The organism is Duganella paludis (assembly GCF_054461335.1).
The window spans coordinates 5,994,910-6,013,721 of sequence record NZ_CM136922.1; the positions used below are offsets into that span (position 1 = coordinate 5,994,910).

The following is an 18,812-nucleotide window of genomic DNA, read 5'->3' on the forward strand; positions in this document are numbered from 1 at the left end:
TTCACCATAAAACCACTATAAAAACGTTGTACGCGTTGCACAACAACACAGGAGATAGCACATGGATTTCAAATTGAAATTGCTGGTTGCAGGTCTGGTACTCGGTTTCTCGGCTTCCTCGCAGGCGGCTGATCCCATCAAGATCGGCGTGTCCGGTCCCTTCACCGGCGGCTCCGCGCCGATGGGCGTTTCGATGCGCGACGGCGTCAAGCTGGCCGTGGCCGACATCAACGCCAAGGGCGGCATCCTGGGCCGCCAGATCCAGCTGGTCGAACGCGACGACGAAGCCAAGCCGGAACGCGGCGTGCAGATCGCGCAGGAACTGATCAACAAGGAAAAAGTCGTCGCCACCGTCGGCTACATCAACACCGGCGTGGCGCTGGCCTCGCAGCGCTTCTACCAGGACGCCAAGATCCCGGTCATGAACAACGTCGCCACCGGCTCCATCATCACCAAGCAGTTCGCCGATCAGCCGGAGAACTACATCTTCCGCAACTCCGCCAACGACCAGATCCAGTCGCACATGATCATCAAGGAAGCGGTCGACAATCGCAAGTTCAAGAAGGTCGCCATCCTGGCCGACTCCACCAACTACGGCCAATTGGGCCGCGAAGACCTGGAAAAAGCCCTGGCCGAGAAAAGCATGAAGGCCGTCGCCATCGAGAAGTACAACATCAAGGACGTCGACATGACGGCCCAGCTGTTGAAAGCCAAGCAGGCCGGCGCCGAAGTGGTGCTCACCTACGGCATCGGCCCCGAACTGGCGCAGATCGCCAACGGCATGGAAAAACTGGGCTGGAAAGTACCGCTGATCGGAAGTTGGACCCTGTCGATGGCCAACTTCATCGACAACGCCGGCAAGAACGGCAACGGCACCCGCATGCCGCAGACCTTCATCCAGGACGCCAACACGCCCAAGCGCAAGGCCTTCATCGACGCCTACGCCAAGGCCTACAACCCGCCGCAGGGCCGCATGCCGTCGCCGGTATCGGCCGCGCAGGGCTACGACTCGATCTACCTGCTGGCTGCGGCCATCAAGCAGGCCGGCAGCACCGACGGCCCGAAAGTCAAAGCCGCGCTGGAAAACCTGAGCGAGAAAGTGGAAGGCGTGGTCACCACCTACGCCAAACCGTACAGCAAGGATGACCACGAGGCCATCAACGCCGAGATCACCGTCTTCGGCGAAGTCAAGGACGGCAAAGTGGTCCTGGCCAAGTAAGGCTGTCGAAATTGCGCGCCACAATGGCCAGGTTTGTTGAACAAGCCTGGCCATTTTCTTGTCGGGGAAAATATGGAAATTCTATTGCAACTGGTGTTCAGCGGCATCGCGCTGGGCATGATCTACGCGGTGATCGCCTTCGGCTACCAGCTCACCTTCGCGACGTCCGGCACGCTCAACTTCGGCCAGGGCGAATCGCTGATGCTGGGCGCCCTGGTCGGACTTAGCCTGGTGGGCACCATCCACGGCGGCCCTTACATGAGCTACCTCTTGATGATCCCCCTGGTGCTGGTGTTCGGCGCGCTGCAGGGCATGTTCGTCGAATGGATAGGCGTGCGGCCGGCGATCAAGATCAAATCCGAATTCGGCTGGATCATGTCCACCATCGCGCTGGCCATCATCTTCAAGAACGTGGCCGAGAACATCTGGGGCAAGGACGATTTGACCTTCCCGTCGCCGTTGTCGTCGGCGCCGATCGAAATCCTCGGCGCCAACGTGCAGCCGATGCAGATCGCGGTGGTGGTGGGCGCGCTGGCCATCATGGCGGCGGTAGAAATCTTCAACCGCAAATCGATCTACGGCAAGGCCGTGGTGGCCACCGCCAACGACCGCGACGCGGCGGGCCTGATGGGCATCAACACCGGCATGGTCATCACGTTTTCGTATGCGCTGTCGTCCGCCGTCGCAGCCTTCGCCGGCGTGCTGGTGGCGCCGCTGACGCTGACCGGCGCCACCATGGGCGCCTCGCTCGGCCTGAAGGCGTTCGCGGTGGCCATCATCGGCGGCCTGACCTCGGGCGTGGGCGCCATCGTCGGCGGGCTGATACTGGGCATCGTCGAAACCACGGCCGGCTACTACATCTCCACCGGGTACAAGGACGTACCGGGCTTGCTGCTGCTGTTGCTGGTGCTGGCGGTCAAGCCGTCCGGCCTGTTCGGCAAAGCCGCCATCAAAAAGGTCTGACCCATGAAGAAATCCATCGTTGCGGCAAGCGTAGTGGGGCTGGCGGTACTGGCGCTGTACCCGGTGCTGATCCCGAATCCCTACTACATCCATTTGTTCGAAACCATCCTGATCTACGCCATCCTGCTGTTCGGGCTCGACATCGTGGTCGGCTACACCGGGCAGGTGTCGCTTGGGCATGCGGGCCTGTTCGGCATCGGCTCGTATGTGACGGGCGTGCTGGTGTTCAAGGTGGCGGCGCCGTTCTGGGTGGCGATACCGGCATCGGTGATCGGCGCAGCCATCTTCGGCGCCATCCTGGCGCTGCCGGCGCTGCGCGTCACCGGACCTTACCTGGCGATGGTCACGCTGGCCTTCGGCACCATCATCCAGATTCTCATTAATGAGATGACCTTCCTCACCGAAGGGCCGATGGGCATCAAGGTCTCCAAGCCGCTGCTGTTCGGGCAGAAGCTCAGTGAAGTCGAGTACTACTACATGGTCGCCGCGCTGATGGTGGTGTCGCTGGTGGTGGTGCACCGCATCCTCAAATCCAACCTGGGGCGCGCGTTCGAAGCGCTGCGCGACAGCCCGATCGCCTCCGACTGCATGGGCGTATCGGTGTACCGCTACAAGGTGTACGCCTTCATCATCAGCGCCGGATTCGCCGGGCTGGCGGGCAGCTTGTATGCGTACTCGGAAGAGTACATCAACCCCAGCGCCTACACCTTCGAACTGACCATCCTGTTCCTGCTGGCGGTGATCATGGGCGGCCGCAAGACCCGTTCGGGCGCACTGATCGGCGCCATGATCGTGGTCATGCTACCCAGCCTGCTGGCCGATATCGAATTGTTCCGCCAGATCGCGGTGGCCGCCGCCGTGCTGGGCGTGATCGGCGCCGCCTTGGCGATCGCCCGCAAGCGCTCCACGCCGCGCGATGTGCTGGTGCCGCTGATCGCCACTATCGGCATGGCGGCGTTCTCCTTCAAACTGGAGAACATCGTCGACTGGCGCTTGACCGTCTTCGGCTTGATGACGCTGTTCGTGGTCTACTACCTGCAGGACGGCATCGTCGGCTTCCTGCTGGGCCTGATGGGACGCGCAACGGTGCACGCCAAGGCGGTGCAGGCCAGCGGCGCCGAACCCTTCCCGCGCGCGCAAGGCGGCAAGAACGGCGACAGCCTGCTCAACGTCGAGCAGATCCTGATGCAATTCGGCGGCCTGAAAGCGCTGAACCAGGTGGACCTGAACGTGATCCAGGGCTCGGTGCACGGCCTGATCGGACCGAATGGCTCGGGCAAAAGCACCATGATGAACGTGCTGACCGGGATCTACAAACCGACGGCGGGCAAGGTGGCTTTTTCCGGCGCGGTGATCTCCGGCCGCACGCCATCCGAAATCGCGCTGGGCGGCGTGGCGCGCACCTTCCAGAACGTGCAGCTGTTCGGCGAAATGACGGCGACCGAAAACGTCCTGGTCGGCCTGCACAACACCTTCAAATCGAACGTGCTGGACGTGATGCTGCAAACGCCGCGCTACAAGCGCGAGGAAAAGTCCGCGCGCGAGCGGGCCGCCAGCATCCTGGAATTCGTCGGCCTGTCCGACCTGGCCGACGAAGAAGCTCGCAACCTCCCATATGGCAAACAGCGCCTGCTGGAGATCGGCCGCGCGCTGGGCCTCAGCCCGCGTTTGCTGCTGCTCGACGAACCGGCGGCCGGCCTGACCGCGCCGGACATCAAGGAACTGATGGCCATCATCCGCAAGATCCGCGACCACGGCATCACCATCATCCTGATCGAGCACCACATGGACGTGGTGATGGCGTTGTCGGACACGGTGACGGTGCTGGACTTCGGCCAGAAGATCGCCGAAGGCAAACCGGCGGCGGTGCAAAGCGACCCGAAAGTGATCGAAGCGTATTTGGGCGGCAGCAGCGAAGAACACGGCGGGACCAAAGCGCCGGCGGCGCACTAACGAGGACACGACATGCTAACGATCTCCAATCTGCACGCCGCTTACGGCAAAGTCGAAGTCCTGCACGGTATCTCGCTGGACGTCCCGAAAGGGAAGCTGGTCACGCTGATCGGCTCCAACGGCGCCGGCAAGACCACCACCATGCGCGCCATCTCCGGCATGATCAAGCCCAAAGGCGGCAAGGTCACGCTGGACGGCAAGGACATCACCGGCTACGACTCGCACAAAATCGCGCGCGCCGGGCTGGCGCACTCGCCGGAAGGGCGGCGCGTGTTCGCCTCGATGAGCGTCACGGATAACCTGCTGCTGGGCGCCTTCCCCCGCTTCACGCGCGCGCGGCCGAAAGGCGACATCAAGCACGACCTGGAAAAAGCCCTGGAGCTGTTCCCGCGATTGAAGGAACGCCAAACGCAGCTGGCCGGCACGCTCTCCGGCGGCGAACAGCAAATGCTGGCAATGGCGCGCGCGGTGATGCTCAATCCCGACGTGGTGCTGCTGGACGAGCCGTCGATGGGTCTGGCCCCGATCCTGGTGGAAGAAGTGTTCCGCATCATCCAGCGCTTGAAGTCGGAAGGCGTAACGATGCTGCTGGTCGAACAATTCGCCGCCGCCGCACTGAACGTCGCCGACTACGGCTACGTGCTGGAAAACGGCAGCATCTCCGTCCACGGCCCCGCCGAAAGCCTGAAAACCGACCCCAAAGTCATCGCCGCCTACCTCGGTGGCCATTAAATTCGGGGTCAGTTCCGACATTCGGACATTTCATCGCGCGCGATATTTTTTAATGGCGCGGCCGACGGTTTTGGCGGATAGGCCGAAATGGGCGGCGATCTGCTCCATCGTGTAAGCGGTGGAGGCGAAGGCGCGGGCCATCGCCTCGTCACGGCCGGCGGACTGGCTGACGTAGTCTTCGAGGGAGAGCGCCAGCGCACGGCGCTGCTGCCGGGCTACTGTTTTATGCTGTTGAGCATGTTCCGGGCGCCGCATGCTGGCGACGAATGCATCATCGCCCAGAATGAGTTGATGTCTTGTGTTGGCTAGCGGACTGGCGGCCCCGATTCCTTGGATCACAAATTGGCGGTACGCCGCAATGGCATCCGCCGGGGCTGCGCCGAAGATGCTCAATGTGGAGTTGATGTCCAGCCATGGCGGCGGCGTATGTATGCCGACAATGTAGGGATAGCTGCTCCACGGCCATTCTTCGGGCAGATCGACCATCCTGGCGCGCACCGGATTGAGCACCACATAGCGCGTGAGCTCCAGCAAATATGGGTGTTGCTGCACCAGTACACAGTGATACCTCCCCTGGAACAGATGCCCGACAACATTATGCCGGCGATTGAAATATTGGGAATACAAGCCATTCAACTGCTGCATGCCTCGAGATAAATTGCCATCCACGGTTTCCACCACAAGATGATAGTGATTACTCATCTGGCAAAATCCGTGAATCACAAAGTTATATTGTGAGCATACCTCGCCCAATATCGACAGCCACACGAGACGATCACTATGGTCGACATAGATCACCGCCTGTCGATCGCCTCGAGAGCTTACGTGATAAAGTGCACCGGGAAATTGTAGTCGAATAGGGCGGCTCATTAGTGCATTCTAGCGATGCTGATTGCGATGCGAATGCGCCAGCTCAAGGAGTAAACGCACAATATGGATGGGGTCGTGTCCGAATGTCGGAACTGACCCCGAATGATGAGGTGGCTATGGATACGCGGTTGGGGCAGGGCACGTGGAATATGGGCGAGAAGGCGTCGCGCAGGCAGGAGGAGGTGCGGGCCTTGCAGTTGGGGCTCGATCTCGGCATGACGCTGATCGATACTGCGGAGATGTATGGCGAGGGCGGCGCGGAGGAGGTGGTGGGCGAGGCCATCGCCGGGCGGCGCGATGAGGCTTTTGTCGTCAGCAAGGTCTATCCGCACAACGCCAGCTTCGACGGCGTGCAGGCGGCTTGCGAACGCAGCTTGCGGCGCTTGAAGGTCGATGCCATCGATCTGTATCTGCTGCACTGGCAGGGCCATCACCCGCTGGCCGAGACCTTCGACGGTTTCGAGGCGCTGAAGAAGGCCGGCAAGATCAAGGCCTACGGCGTCAGCAACTTCGATCTGGAAAACATGCAGGAGGCGATGACCTACGGCGCCCCCGCCACCAACCAGGTGCTGTATAACCTAATGAAACGCGGGATCGAGTTCGATCTGCTGCCGTGGGCGCGCGCCCAGGGCTTGCCGATCATGGCGTACTCGCCGCTCGAAACGCACGGCCGCGAACAGGCCGCGCTGCTGGAAAATCCCGGCCTCAAGGCCGTCGCCGATGCGCATGGCGCGACACAGGCGCAGATCGCGCTGGCCTGGGTGCTGCACCAGGATGGCGTGATCGCTATCCCCAAGGCCGTCGATCCTGTACACTTGCGCGCCAACCGCGCTGCGGCTGATCTCCGGCTGTCCGCCGACGATCTGGCCGCTTTGGACCAAGCATTCCCGCCGCCGCGCCGCCGTCGCGCGCTGGATATGCGTTAAATGAAAAATTGTTATGCTAAATCGACTCAAGCAGCTGTTCTCCCCTAAAGATATCAGCGGCCACACGCTGCTCAACGCCTACTGCACCGTGGCCGATGCGCCCAAGCCGGACTTTCCGCACACCGTCAACGGCCGCCGCGACCTGACCAGCGCCGAACTGTCATCGCACCTGAACGGCATGATGCACCTGCTGGCCGGACAGGCCAAGGGCGGCATGACGCGCACCCGCTATCACGTGATTCGCCACCTGCAACGCGTGCAGCAGCATGTGAGCTTTGCCGTCGATCCCGCCGATCTGCCGGCCTTCCACGCCTGGGCCGAAGCGGCCAACGCCATCGTCTTCATGGAAGATGGCAGTGTGCGCGATCCGCAGGGACGCGTGCTGTTGTCGGTCACCGGTGATGGTGATGCCAAGGCGGTGGTGCCGTATCCGCCGCAAGCCTGGCAGCGCAAGGCGCGCACCGACGAACAACTGGCCGCGCGCGGAGTCACCGTGCCGGCCGACCTGCCGCCGCTGGTCTCCGAGCCCGAGCTGCGCCTGCGCGCGCCGGAGGACATCCTGCGCCGCATGCTGGCCTTGTTCGTGGTCGCCATCCGCGCCGAGTCGCTGAACAGCAAAACGCCGATCACGGTCGCCGACCTGCAGCAGCGCTTCCCGCCGGCCTTCGCCAACCTGACCGACGCCGAACGGGCCTTCCTCGCGCAGGAAGCGCCGTCGGAGCAGGAGATCACGCAATTCCTGTGGCGCTATGAGGCCATCCTGGTGCTGCAATGGGCGCTCGGCCTGCAGGACGCGCTGCCGTTCGCCGATGCGATCTGCGACGTGTCGTCGATCTCCAGCACCGTCATTGATCGCGGCACCGAGGGCCTGCGCAAGCAGCCGGTCGCCCGTTCCGGTACCGAGATTCTCGATGCGCTGGACCTGCATTACCGCCTGCACTGGGCCAGCCGCCAGGCCATCCTGAAGAAAACGCCGGTCCCCGCCGACCTGAATGACGGCGTGCTGCAGGAGCGCCATCTGGCCCTGAACTGGCTGGTGCGCTTCGAAGACCGCGAGTGGGATGATGTCGATACGCCAACCTGAGTAGTGTGGGTTGGCGCACGGAGCTCCAAGGCGAGCCGGACTATGCTGTTCCTATCGAAGCCCACTCAAGGAGCACGGATATGAGCAGCAAACGCATCTCGGCCGCCGTACTGGTGGCTATGCTAGTCGTGGCCGGCGCAGCTTCGGCGCAGAACCGCCATGACAACGATCGCCACGATCGTCACGACAACGACCGTGACCGCTATAGCCAGGATCGCCGCAACGACCGCAATGATTATCGCCAGGACGACGACCGTGGCCGCGACCATGATCGTGGCGCCGGTCCGCGCCACAACCTGCACAAGGGCAGCCGCCTGCCGCCGGAATATCGCAACCGCCAGTACGTGGTCGATAACTGGCGCGCGCACCGCCTGAGCGCTCCGCCGCGCGGCTACCACTGGGTGCAAACCGGCGGCGACTACGTGCTAGTCGCCATCACCACCGGCATCATCGCCAGTCTCCTGCTCAGCAATTAAGCTAATATGCTGGATAGTCCAAACTATCCAGCATATTTTATGAGCCTGCAATCCGTACGCGAATTCTTCAACGCCCGCGACATCCAACTTCCCATCATCGAAACCGACGCCAGCACCGCCACCGTGGCGCTGGCGGCGGAAGCGCACGGCGTGGAGCCGGGCCGCATCGCCAAGACGCTGGCCTTTCGCGTGGCTGGCGATCAGGTGATCCTGCTGGTCGCCAGCGGCATCGCGCGCGTCGACAACCGCAAGTTCAAGGAAGCTTTCGGCAAAGGCAAGATGCTGGGCGCTGACGAAGTGGTCGCCCTGACCAGCCATCCGGTCGGCGGCGTGTGCCCATTCGGCCTGCCGCAGCCACTGCCGATTTATCTCGATCACTCGCTGAATAACTTCGACGAAGTGCTGCCGGCCGCCGGTTCCATCAACAGCGCGATTCGCATCACGCCGGCGTTGCTAGCATCCGTAACGCAAGGGCAGTGGGTAGACGTCTGCTAGCTGGCTTGCTACGATAGGCCTTTTGCAGATCGGGAGCGCGGGATGAAACGTAAGTTGGCGATGTTGACGATGGCAGCGGCTGTATCAACGGCGCATGCCGCCGTGGAGCGCATTCAAGTAGTTGAACGTGTGCCGTTCGCTCCCGGCGTGACATTCGGCGAATACGGCGCCTACGAGAAGATACGCGGCATCGCTTATTATGCGCTCGATCCCAAGGCCGCCGCCAATGCTTCCATCGTCGATCTGAAGCGCGCGCCGCGCGACAAGCAGGGCCGCGTGCTGTTCTCCAGCGAGTTCGTGCTGTTGCGCCCAACCGGCGCGCAACCGAGCACGCTGCTTTACGATGTGAACAATCGCGGCAACATCGCCATCCTCGGGCAGGTCAATGGCCGCAGCCCGGTCAACAACGATCCGACCACTGCGGTCGATGCGGGTGATGGCTTCCTGATGCGCCATGGCTTCTCGCTGTTGTTCTCCGCTTGGACCTGGGACGTGGCGCCCACCACCGCCACCGGCGGCCGTCCGCTGGTGTTCGCGCCGCCCGTGGCCAAAGGCGTCAAGGGCAAGGTGCAAAATGAATTCACCGTTAACGCGCCGACCGATGTCGTCACCTACGCCGGCATGCGCGGACTGACCTACGAGCCGGCCACCCCCAACGATCCACACGCCCAGTTGACCGAACGCGCGCGCCAGGGCGACAAGCGTAAGCCGATTCCGCGCAGCGCCTGGCGCTTCGTCGCGCCCGAGCTGAAGGGCGGCCCTGGCCGCGTGCAACTCGAAGGCGGCTTCAAGCCCGATACGATCTACGAGATCACCTACGTGGCGAAAGACCCTTACGTCACCGGCGCCGGCCTGGCTGGCATCCGTGATTTGCTGTCCTACTTCCGCGACCATCCGTTCGAAGGCGCGGCTGCGCCGCGCAATGTGCTGATGTTCGGTATCAGTCAATCGGGCCGCGTGATCGGCCGCATGATGACCGATGGCCTCAACGTCGATGAAGGTGGCAAGCTGGCGTTCAGCGGCGCGTATCTGCAAGTCCCTGGTGCCGGCGGCTCGGCGGGCTTCAACAGCCGCTTCGCACAGCCGACGCGCCATCCGTCGATGATGGAGGAGCATGAGTATCCGGCCGACGCCTTCCCGTTCACCAGCATGCCCACGCGCGATCCGGCCACCGGCAAAACCGCATCCACGCTGGACAAGGCGCGCGACAAGCAAGGCAACCTGCCCAAGCTGATTTACGCGAACACCTCCACCGAATTCTGGAATCGCGGCGCATCGCTGATCGGCACGACGCCCGACGGCGAGCGCGATGCCGCGCCGGCCGCGAATGTGCGTCTCTACGGCTTCATGGGCGCGCAGCACTACGTCGGCCGCTCCAACAAGCGCGCGCCGTTCACCGCATGCGTCTCCACCAGCGACCACTATCTGCCGATGCGTGCCCTGATCGTGGCGTTGGACGACTGGACTACGCAAGGCAAGCAGCCGCCGGCCAGCGCCTACCCGCAGCTGTCGGACGGCTCGCTGACCACGGTGGCCGACTACCGCGCCATCTTCCCGAAAGGTTTCGGCCTCACGCCGCCGGAACAGAACCTGCGCGAGCCGCGCCTGAACTTCGGCCCGCGCTTCGCCAAGCAAGGCATCGCCGACATGGTCCCGCCCAAGCACGGCGACGACTATGAGACCCGTGTGCCTGCGCCGGACTCCGACGGCAACGACAAGGGCGGCGTGCGCCTGGTGGAACTGCAAGCGCCGCTTGGCACGCACACCGGCTGGAACCTGCGCGCGCCCGACACCGGCTTCGCCTGGGCCACCTCGCGCTTCGACGGCAGCTTCGTGCCGTTCGCCCGCACCGAAGCCGAGCGCCTGGCCGCAGGCGATCCGCGTGCCAGCCTGGAAGCGCGCTACGCCAACCGCGACGCCTACGCGGCCGCCGTGCGCGCCGCCGCCGACCAGCAAGTGGCCGTCGGCCTGCTGCTGGCGGAGGACGTGGAACGCGCCATGACGCAGAACCTCGGCCTGTACGACCGCATCCTGGCCCGCGATCCGGCCGACCAGGGCTGCGACTACCTGTTCGCCAAATGAAGACGCTACTCATCAAGAACGCGCGCGTGCTGGTCACCATGGACGATGCGCGCCGCGAGATCGCCGACGGTGCGGTCTACATTCGCGGCAATGTGATCGAGCAGGTGGGCACCACCAGCGAGCTCGCCGCGCTGGCCGCAGGCGCGGACGAGGTGATCGACGCCGCCGGCCACGTGGTGATGCCAGGCCTGGTCAACACCCACCACCACATGTACCAAAGCCTGACGCGCGCCATTCCCGCCGCGCAGAACGGCGAGCTATTCAACTGGCTGACCAACCTCTATCCACTGTGGGCCGGCCTCACCGCCGAGATGGTGCACGTCTCCACGCTGACGGCGATGGCGGAACTGATCCTGTCCGGCTGCACCACCAGCAGTGACCACCTCTACATCTACCCGAACGACTGCAAGCTCGATGACAGCATCGAAGCGGCGCAAAAGATCGGCATGCGTTTCCACGCCTCGCGCGGCTCGATGAGCGTGGGCCAGTCGAAAGGCGGACTGCCGCCGGACCGCGTGGTGGAAGAGGAGGGCGCCATCCTCAAGGACACGCAGCGCCTGATCGAAACCTACAACGACGCCGGCCGCCACGCCATGCAGCGTATCGTGGTGGCGCCATGCTCGCCGTTCTCGGTATCGCGGGATCTGATGAAGGAATCGGCCGGCATGGCGCGCAGCTACGGCGTGTCGCTGCACACGCACCTGGCGGAAAACGTCAACGACATCGCCTACAGCCGCGAAAAGTTCAACATGACGCCGGCCCAATACGCCGAGGATTGCGGTTGGGTGGGGCCGGATGTATGGCATGCCCATTGCGTGCAGCTGGACGACGACGGCATCTATTTATTCGCCCGCACCGGCACCGGCATCGCGCACTGCCCATGCTCGAACATGCGGCTGGCTTCCGGCATTGCGCCGATCCGAAAGATGCTCGATCACGGCGTATCGGTGGGTTTGGGTGTGGATGGCAGCGCCTCCAACGACGCTGGCCACATGATGGGAGAAGTACGCCAGGCCATGCTGCTGCAACGCGTTGGCTTTGGCCCGGATGCGATGACGGCGCGACAGGCGCTCGAAGTGGCGACGCTGGGCGGCGCCAAGGTACTGAACCGAGACGACATCGGCGCCATCAAGCCGGGCATGTCGGCGGACATCGTCATGTTCCGGCTGGACGGCATCGGCATGGCCGGCGCGCTGCATGATCCGGTGGCGGCGCTGGTGTTCTGCACGCCGCCGAATGTCGCCTATAGCATCATCAACGGCAAGGTGGTGGTGCGCGACGGCCAGCTCCAGACCATCGATCTGCCTCTGGTGATCGAGCGCCACAACGCGCTGGCGATGTCTTTAGTTTAAGGCTTTCTGTTCCTGCACCAGGATGAAAGGGCTGACCACGCAGGCCCACAGCTCGGCGTTGGTTTCCAGCCAGCCTTGCGCCTGCTGGTCGCTGGCCTTGGCCAGGAGGCCGGAATTCATCCACTGGCTGATGTTGGCCTTGTCGTCGTGCGACACTCGCACGGCCACGTCGACCAGGTCGAGCGAGTTGGCGACCCACACCACATTCCCTTGTGCGAAATGCTTGAGCAACTCGGCCCACGGCAGGCGTGCCGTTTCGCGGTTGATCTTGGCGCGGAGTTCGATATCTTTTTCTGGTTTGGTTTGCATATTAAATAATTTCTATCTTCGGTACAGGGCTTCCCTGCCATGTTAACCGATAGGCCGCGCCTTTGCGAACATTGCCCACCAGCGCAGGCCGGAAGCAGGCCAGGTTGATGCCGCCCGCGCGCCGCACGCTCGGGTAGATCACGCCCAGCGAGCCGCCGTCCAGCAGGCGCTCGGCCAGCGTTTGCGAGGCGACGTAGCTGTCCGGCGCCAGGCAGGCTTCGTAGCGCGCCTGCCCGCGCAGGTCGTGGAAGGTGGCGGTGAAGTCGGCCAGCATGCATTGGTACTGCACGCTGTCGTCGAAGCGGTTGATTTCCGCGTACTCCACGGCTTTGTGGAAGCAGATCTCCGCCAGCGCCGTCTCGGCGTCGAAGGCGCAGTACCACGCGCCACGGCGGCCGTCGTTGAAGCGGCTGCCTTCGGGACGGGCGTAGGTAAAGGCCGCGTTCACGATGCGGAAGTTCGGCACGCCGAACACCAGTTCATCGACATTGATGCCGGCCGAGCCGCCGTTCTGCGTGCGCAGGCGGGCGTTGGTGGCGTTATCGAGATCGAACAGGTCGCGCAGATGATCGTCGCTGTCGGCCAGCGGCGCCAGCACGGAATCCTCCACGTCCGCGAAGCGGGAGGGCAGCAGACGGCAGGTGTCGAACTGGCGCAGCGTGGTTAAAGGCGGAACGAGACTGACCGGCACTTACAGACCTCCGCGCCGGGCGTCCAGCAACTGGCGCACGGTTTGCATGGCGAGCAGGCCGCCGCCCAGCATATAGGCCAGCGGCGTGCGGCCTTCGAAGATCTGGTTGTTGTTGGGCAGGCTGATCCATTCATCGGCGAGTTTGTCGCCGTAGATGATGTGCAGCGCCTTGTAGATGCCCAGCAGGTAGGAGATGCGCGTGATGCAATCGACCTCCAGCGTGCGTTCCGGGTTCTTTTTCCAGTCGTAGTAGGCGCTGTTGGACAGGCCGCCGAGCAACTGGCGCGCGTCTTCATCGCGTACTTTCCAGGTGGCGACCAGCTTGAAAAAGCCCTTCAGGGCCGACTTGGACAAGCGCTCGCGCTCGGCTTTGGCGTTCAGATCCACCATGACGGTGGGCTCGAAGCGGCTGCGGGGGTAGGCGTAGGTAAGCATAAATCCTCCGGTAATGGATTATTTATACTCCGTTTTCGGATAAAAGGCAATCGTGTTAGTATTTCTGGGTCTATAAAACAGGGGAGACGGCGATGAAATGGATGGCTTTTCCGCTGGCCGCGCTGCTGGCCGCCGGGGCGCACGCGGCGCCCGTGTTCACCGGCATACAGGAGGAGGTCGCCAACGTCGAGCGCGCCTTCGCCGCCACCATGAAGGCGCGCGACCATACGGCGTTTGTCAGTTTCCTATCGGAAGAGGCGATTTTCGAGAGCGGCGCGCGCGCCCAGCGCGGCAAGGCGGCGGTGGCGCAGGGCTGGACCCAATTCTTCGCCAAGCCTGATGCGCCGTTTTCGTGGGAGCCCGATCAGGTGGAAGTGCTGGCCTCCGGCACGCTGGCGCGCACTTCGGGGCCGGTGTATTCCCCGGACGGCAAGTTGATCGCCCGCTTCAACTCCGTCTGGCGGCTGGAAGCGCCCAAGACCTGGCGCATCGTCTTCGACGCCGGCAGCGAGGTGTGCCGCTAGGAGGCAGCCGTGCAGGCGAAGCCGTGGCCGGCGCGGCCGTTTTCCTTGATCTCGTACATGGCCCGGTCGGCGGCATGCATCAGCATGCTCAGGTCGGCGCCGTCCTGCGGGACACAGGCGATACCGATGCTGGCCGACACGCTGAGAGCGCTGCCCTGGTAGGGGACCGGCAGGGAAATCAGGTCGATCAGCTTGCCGGCCTGGGCCGCCAGCACCTTGCTGTCGGGTGCATGGGCCAACAAGATCACAAACTCGTCGCCGCCGAGCCGCGCGACCACGCCTTGCGCGTCGACTTCCGCCCGCAAACGTTCTGCAACGACCTTCAGCACTTGATCGCCTGCCGCATGGCCGTGCTGGTCGTTGACGGGCTTGAATTTGTCGAGGTCGATCAACAGCAGCGCCGCGCTGCCGCCACGGTTGAGGGTGCGCGCCGCGTAATGCGCCCACCCGGCGCGGTTGAACACTCCGGTCAAGGGATCGGTGCGCGCCGTTTTCGCCAGCTGCTTGGCGCGTCTCCCCAACTCGCCGTTCTGCTGGCGGATGCTGCGGATGCGGCTGCCCAGCGCAATGATGAAGACGATGATTTCAAACAGCGAACCAATCTGCAACGCCTCGTAATGGAAGGGGAACTGGACGATGCCATTGTTGTTGAGCGTGGTGCAGATCGCGGCGAGAAACAAGGTGGAGATGCCAGTGATGTACCACGCCGCCGGCGTGAAGCCGCGCCGCAGCGCGATGATCGCCCCGGCAAACATTAACAGCGGGCCGGCAACCGACAACAACTGGGTAAGGGCAAGCGATGCCGAGAATTGCCCGCAGATAGCCAATGCGACCGAAATACTGGCCAGCGGCATCAGTGCCAGCATGCACCAATTGAGCCTGGGGGCAAACTTCTGCAGTTCGAGGAAGCCGCGGCCGAACATGCCGGCGAAGGCAATCCAGAGTGCGGGTGCGGCACCCAGGACGATCGGGATGAGCCCGGCGTGGTTGTCCAGCACATAGTGGCCGAGATGGCCGTTGATGCCGCTGAGCGTGAGCAGGGCGAACAGGCACGAGAGAAAGTTGTAAAAATAGAGCGACTCGTCGAAGATCCACAACAGCACGAGGTTGTAGAAGATCATGCCGATGAACAGGCCATAGCAAATGCCGTTGAACATCGAGTGCCGTTGTTCCGCATGACCGAATTGCACCGGCTCCCATGCCATGAAGCTGTAGTACTCGGCAAAATCCGAGGTCGTCCTGATGAAGATGGTGTAGTCGCCGGGCTGCGCCAGCGCGAAGCGGAAATTGAAGCGGTCTGAATTCAACCAGCGCGTGCCCGCAGCTTGTGCATAGCCCTGGATCGACGGCGGTGCGAGCATCGCGCCGTTGCCGCTGTATGGCCCATACACGTCGAAGGTGCGCAGGGCCGTGTTGGTGGAGTCGATCAGCCATTCGCCCGTTTGCTCCGTCTGGCGTATCCTGATTTTGAACCAGCGGGCGTGGTTGTCCAGGCCGGCCTGTTGGACCGCCCCGGGCGGGATCGAAAAACGGTGGTCGACCGCGCCCGACAGCATGTCGGCAATAACCAGCGTGCCCTCCGGGTCCTCAAGAAATCCGACCTTTCCGGCAAGCGCGACGCCAGCGGGGCTGGCGGACAAGGGCACGGCAGGAATGGACGCCGTGTGAGCCGTCCCCACGCCGCACAACAAAAAGCCGGCAAGCGCGACAAAGCGCAGGGTGTGGAATAAGGTAGAAATCTCCTGCTCCCTTTAGAGAGGTCGGGGGCCGCTCCTTGTACTGCAGAGCAATTAACGCTTCGAGTGTACTGACCGCAACCGCGTGGAGCGGTTGTGCTTAAGCAACAACTCGAGGTTTATTTGGCGACCTGGAGCATTTACGCCGGCTCGGCGTGCTCCACCAGCAGCTGTACCTTGGTGACCCCGTTGTATTCGTTGGCGTCGAGGCGGAAGGCGACGCGGGCGCGGTCGCCCATGGCGTCGGTGTGGCCGAACCAGATGGCGTCGTAGCGGGCGCCGTTCTTTTCCAGCAGCAGCTTGAGGTGGCGCTCTTTCAGGATGCGCTGGCTGACCACGCGGAACTCGTCGCAGAACACCGGCGGCGCGAAGCCTTGGCCCCACACCTGGTCCGCCATAAGCTCAATGAAGGCGGTGGTGTAGTAGGCGTCTTCCAGCGGGCCGTCGGTTTCGATCACGCGTTCCAGCTGCTGCTTGCTCAGCCATGCGCGGCCGACTTCCTCGAAGGCTGCGGCAAAGGCGTCGAAGGCGTCGGCGCGCAGGGTCAGGCCGGCGGCCATGGCGTGGCCGCCGAATTTGTCGATCAGCGTCGGCGCTTTTTTGTACACCAGGTCCAGCGCGTCGCGCAGGTGGAAGCCGGGGATCGAGCGCCCCGAACCCTTGATCCAGCCGTCCGCGCCCGGCGCGAAGGTGATGGTCGGGCGGTAGAATTTTTCCTTCAGGCGCGAGGCGACGATGCCGATCACGCCCTGGTGCCAGGTGTCGTCGAACACGCAGATGGTGCTGCTCTCGGCCGGCTCGAAGGCGTCCAGGTGCAGCAGGGCCGCGTCCTGCATGTCGGCTTCGATCTCGCGGCGCTTCAAATTGATGTCGTTGAGCTGCTGCGCCAGTTGCCAGGCGCGGTCCGGATCGTCGGTGATCAGGCACTCGATCCCGAGCGACATGTCTTCCAGCCGGCCGGCCGCGTTCAGGCGCGGGCCGAGCGCGAAGCCGAGGTCGAACGGGTTGGCGCTGCGCGCTTCGCGGCCCGCCACCCGGAACAGGGCGGCCACGCCGACGTGCATGCGGCCGGCGCGCATGCGCTTCAGGCCTTGCGCCACCAGGATGCGGTTGTTGGCGTCCAGCCGCACCACGTCGGCCACCGTACCCAGCGCCACCAGGTCGAGCAGGTTGTCCAGCTTGGGCTGCGGCTGGGTTTCGTAGGCGCCGCGCTTGCGCAATTCGGCGCGCAGGGCCAGCAGCACGTAGAACATGACGCCGACGCCGGCGATATGCTTGCTCGGGAAGCCGCATTCCGGCTGGTTCGGGTTGACGATCACGCGCGCGGCAGGCAGCACGTCGGCCGGCAAGTGATGGTCGGTCACCACCACTTCGATGCCGCGCCGGTTGGCTTCGGCCACGCCGTCGATGCTGGCGATGCCGTTGTCGACGGTGATGATGATGTCCGGGCGCTTTTCGCGCGCCGTCAGTTCGACGATTTCCGGCGTCAGGCCGTAGCCGTACTCGAAGCGGTTGGGCACGATGAAGTCGATGTCGGCGCCCATGGCGCGCAGCCCGCGCAGGGCGACCGCGCAGGCGGTGGCGCCGTCGCAGTCGTAGTCGGCGACGATGACCATGCGCTTGGCGGCGGCGATGGAGTCGGCCAGGAAGACGGCGGCGGCGTCGATGTGCAGCAGGCCAGATGGCGGAATCATGGCCGCCAGTTCGCTCGACAGCTCTTTCGGGTCGGTCAGCCCGCGCGCGGCGTACAGTCGCGCTAGCACGGGGTGGATGCCGTTCTGGCGCAGCATTTCGGATTCGCGGAACGGGAAGGGACGGGTGGCGATACGGGTCATGGTTGCTTCAGCAGGGGAGTCAGGGACGGCTTGCGCCAGAATTTGCGTTGCGCCAGCGCGCTGCTGCTGACCGAGGTCCAGCCGTTGCGGTGACTGAGGATCAGGTGCAGGCGCGACACGCGGCCGGCCTTCAGTGCGGCCAGCAGCGGCGCCAGCCACTCTTGCTCGATGCGCTGCATGCGCGCCAGCCAGTCGGCCCAGTCGCCCACTTGCGCCGGCGCGATCAGGTCCGCCACCATGGCGGCGCCGGGGGTGGCGATCAGCTGTTCTACACCGGATAGCGGCGCGGCGGACAGCGCGTTCATCCAATTCGCGCCGCCGGCGATGGCGACGCGGCCGCCGGCCGCCGCCGGGCCGGAACCGCCCCACAGCCAGCATGAATTCACCGCCTGCAGGCCGCGCGCCTGGCGTGCCTGGTTGATCGGATGTTCGTGCCACAGCATCTGGATTTCGTTCTGCAGCTTGCGGAAGGCGCGCGCATGAGCGCCTTCGGGCAGCCAGTCGCTCATGCTCTGGGTGCAGGTGGCGTCCGGCGAGGCGGTCCGCATGTCGGCCCAGTCGTCGGCGCGCATGAACCACAGGCCCGGCGCGCCGTGCAGCAAGGGCTTGCCGATTTCTTCGCAATACGGTCGGGCGATCTCGTACAGCCCGCGCGATTCGGCCTCGCTCAGTTGCAGGCCGCGCAGGTCCGACAGCAGCATGTGGGTGCGCGAGATCTGCACGTGGGCCGGTTGCAGCAGGAACCAGTGACCCTGGGACGCTTCAGCCGCCAGGCCGCAGCCGCGCATCACGGCGCCGGCCAGCGGTGCCCCGGTGTCCGGACGGTCCGGCGCGCTGGCCAGGCCGAGCTCGTGCGCCAGCCAGGCCTCGTGCGGCAGCACGCGGCTTTCGTTGTCGTAAGCATGGTATTGCAAGCTCGTATGTCGGGCCAGCAACGCGGCCCAGGCCGGCGTTTTCAAGGCGCGGACCAGGTCTTTTGCCAACTCGGGCGGGGGCAGGCCGAAGGGCAATGCGAGGGTGATTTCAGTCATCCCGAGATTGTAGGCCATCCCGAAGTTGAGCGAGATATTTCTTTGGGGTAACTAGAATTACGAAATTGCCACAAAAGAGAAAAATTATTAATTCTTTTC

General features: G+C 63.8%; 18 protein-coding genes. 11 read left to right on the top strand and 7 right to left on the bottom strand.

Annotation, left to right across the window (positions count from 1 at the left end):
- Positions 1-61 precede the first annotated feature (61 nt).
- The 4 genes from ACXZ1M_RS26540 to ACXZ1M_RS26555 all read left to right on the top strand — a co-directional run bounded on the left by ACXZ1M_RS26540 (position 62) and on the right by ACXZ1M_RS26555 (position 4,867).
- Positions 62-1,219, top strand: coding sequence for an ABC transporter substrate-binding protein (locus ACXZ1M_RS26540; RefSeq protein WP_459050591.1), 1,158 nt, complete (start codon positions 62-64; stop codon positions 1,217-1,219).
- Positions 1,220-1,291: 72 nt separating this feature from the next.
- Positions 1,292-2,182, top strand: a complete 891-nt coding sequence (locus ACXZ1M_RS26545; RefSeq protein ID WP_459050592.1) for a branched-chain amino acid ABC transporter permease — start codon at positions 1,292-1,294, stop codon at positions 2,180-2,182.
- A 3-nt stretch (positions 2,183-2,185) separates the two neighbouring features.
- A complete protein-coding gene (locus ACXZ1M_RS26550) occupies positions 2,186-4,135 on the top strand; it encodes a branched-chain amino acid ABC transporter ATP-binding protein/permease (RefSeq protein ID WP_459050593.1) in 1,950 nt (649 codons plus the stop codon).
- 12 nt (positions 4,136-4,147) lie between these two features.
- Positions 4,148-4,867, top strand: a complete 720-nt coding sequence (locus ACXZ1M_RS26555) for an ABC transporter ATP-binding protein (RefSeq protein WP_459050594.1) — start codon at positions 4,148-4,150, stop codon at positions 4,865-4,867.
- A 30-nt stretch (positions 4,868-4,897) separates the two neighbouring features.
- On the opposite strand, the gene ACXZ1M_RS26560 is transcribed toward ACXZ1M_RS26555, so the two are convergent.
- Positions 4,898-5,737 carry a transposase gene (locus ACXZ1M_RS26560; protein ID WP_459050595.1) on the bottom strand — a complete coding sequence of 280 codons (840 nt, stop codon included), beginning with the start codon at positions 5,735-5,737 and terminating at the stop codon, positions 4,898-4,900.
- 116 nt (positions 5,738-5,853) lie between these two features.
- Between ACXZ1M_RS26560 and ACXZ1M_RS26565 the strand changes: the two genes are divergently transcribed.
- The 6 genes from ACXZ1M_RS26565 to ACXZ1M_RS26590 all read left to right on the top strand — a co-directional run bounded on the left by ACXZ1M_RS26565 (position 5,854) and on the right by ACXZ1M_RS26590 (position 12,152).
- Positions 5,854-6,663 (top strand): aldo/keto reductase, encoded by an 810-nt coding sequence (locus ACXZ1M_RS26565; protein WP_459050596.1) that lies wholly within the window; start codon positions 5,854-5,856, stop codon positions 6,661-6,663.
- Between the two features lie 13 nt (positions 6,664-6,676).
- Positions 6,677-7,747, top strand: coding sequence for a DUF4272 domain-containing protein (locus tag ACXZ1M_RS26570; protein WP_459050597.1), 1,071 nt, complete (start codon positions 6,677-6,679; stop codon positions 7,745-7,747).
- 80 nt (positions 7,748-7,827) lie between these two features.
- Positions 7,828-8,223 (top strand): RcnB family protein, encoded by a 396-nt coding sequence (locus ACXZ1M_RS26575; protein WP_459050598.1) that lies wholly within the window; start codon positions 7,828-7,830, stop codon positions 8,221-8,223.
- 39 nt (positions 8,224-8,262) lie between these two features.
- Positions 8,263-8,718 carry a YbaK/EbsC family protein gene (locus tag ACXZ1M_RS26580; RefSeq protein ID WP_459050599.1) on the top strand — a complete coding sequence of 152 codons (456 nt, stop codon included), beginning with the start codon at positions 8,263-8,265 and terminating at the stop codon, positions 8,716-8,718.
- A gap of 42 nt (positions 8,719-8,760) precedes the next feature.
- Entirely contained in the window at positions 8,761-10,800 is a 2,040-nt protein-coding gene (locus tag ACXZ1M_RS26585) for an alpha/beta hydrolase domain-containing protein (RefSeq protein WP_459050600.1), read from the top strand.
- The gene (locus tag ACXZ1M_RS26590; protein ID WP_459050601.1) at positions 10,797-12,152 is read left to right on the top strand and encodes an 8-oxoguanine deaminase; all 1,356 of its coding nucleotides are present in this window, start codon (positions 10,797-10,799) and stop codon (positions 12,150-12,152) included. The genes ACXZ1M_RS26585 and ACXZ1M_RS26590 overlap by 4 nt, the downstream gene beginning before the upstream one ends.
- On the opposite strand, the gene ACXZ1M_RS26595 is transcribed toward ACXZ1M_RS26590, so the two are convergent.
- From ACXZ1M_RS26595 to ACXZ1M_RS26605, 3 genes are read right to left on the bottom strand one after another with little or no spacing between them, the layout of a single operon-like run.
- Positions 12,144-12,461, bottom strand: a complete 318-nt coding sequence (locus tag ACXZ1M_RS26595; protein ID WP_459050602.1) for a DUF2288 domain-containing protein — start codon at positions 12,459-12,461, stop codon at positions 12,144-12,146. The two genes, ACXZ1M_RS26590 and ACXZ1M_RS26595, sit on opposite strands and share 9 nt — an antisense overlap.
- Before the next feature lies 1 nt (position 12,462).
- The gene (locus tag ACXZ1M_RS26600) at positions 12,463-13,152 is read right to left on the bottom strand and encodes an RES family NAD+ phosphorylase (RefSeq protein ID WP_459050603.1); all 690 of its coding nucleotides are present in this window, start codon (positions 13,150-13,152) and stop codon (positions 12,463-12,465) included.
- On the bottom strand, positions 13,153-13,587 hold the full coding sequence (locus ACXZ1M_RS26605; protein ID WP_459050604.1) for an antitoxin Xre/MbcA/ParS toxin-binding domain-containing protein: 435 nt from the start codon (positions 13,585-13,587) through the stop codon (positions 13,153-13,155).
- Between the two features lie 92 nt (positions 13,588-13,679).
- On the opposite strand from ACXZ1M_RS26605, the gene ACXZ1M_RS26610 reads away from it, so the two are divergent.
- Positions 13,680-14,111 (top strand): YybH family protein, encoded by a 432-nt coding sequence (locus tag ACXZ1M_RS26610; RefSeq protein ID WP_459050605.1) that lies wholly within the window; start codon positions 13,680-13,682, stop codon positions 14,109-14,111.
- On the opposite strand, the gene ACXZ1M_RS26615 is transcribed toward ACXZ1M_RS26610, so the two are convergent.
- The 3 genes from ACXZ1M_RS26615 to ACXZ1M_RS26625 all read right to left on the bottom strand — a co-directional run bounded on the left by ACXZ1M_RS26615 (position 14,108) and on the right by ACXZ1M_RS26625 (position 18,713).
- The gene (locus tag ACXZ1M_RS26615; protein WP_459050606.1) at positions 14,108-15,751 is read right to left on the bottom strand and encodes a sensor domain-containing diguanylate cyclase; all 1,644 of its coding nucleotides are present in this window, start codon (positions 15,749-15,751) and stop codon (positions 14,108-14,110) included. The two genes, ACXZ1M_RS26610 and ACXZ1M_RS26615, sit on opposite strands and share 4 nt — an antisense overlap.
- 236 nt (positions 15,752-15,987) lie before the next feature.
- Complete coding sequence (gene recJ / locus ACXZ1M_RS26620) at positions 15,988-17,682, bottom strand: single-stranded-DNA-specific exonuclease RecJ (RefSeq protein WP_459050607.1); 1,695 nt, start codon at positions 17,680-17,682, stop codon at positions 15,988-15,990.
- On the bottom strand, positions 17,679-18,713 hold the full coding sequence (locus ACXZ1M_RS26625; RefSeq protein ID WP_459050608.1) for a hypothetical protein: 1,035 nt from the start codon (positions 18,711-18,713) through the stop codon (positions 17,679-17,681). Before ACXZ1M_RS26625 ends, recJ begins: the two co-directional genes overlap by 4 nt.
- Positions 18,714-18,812 lie beyond the last annotated feature (99 nt).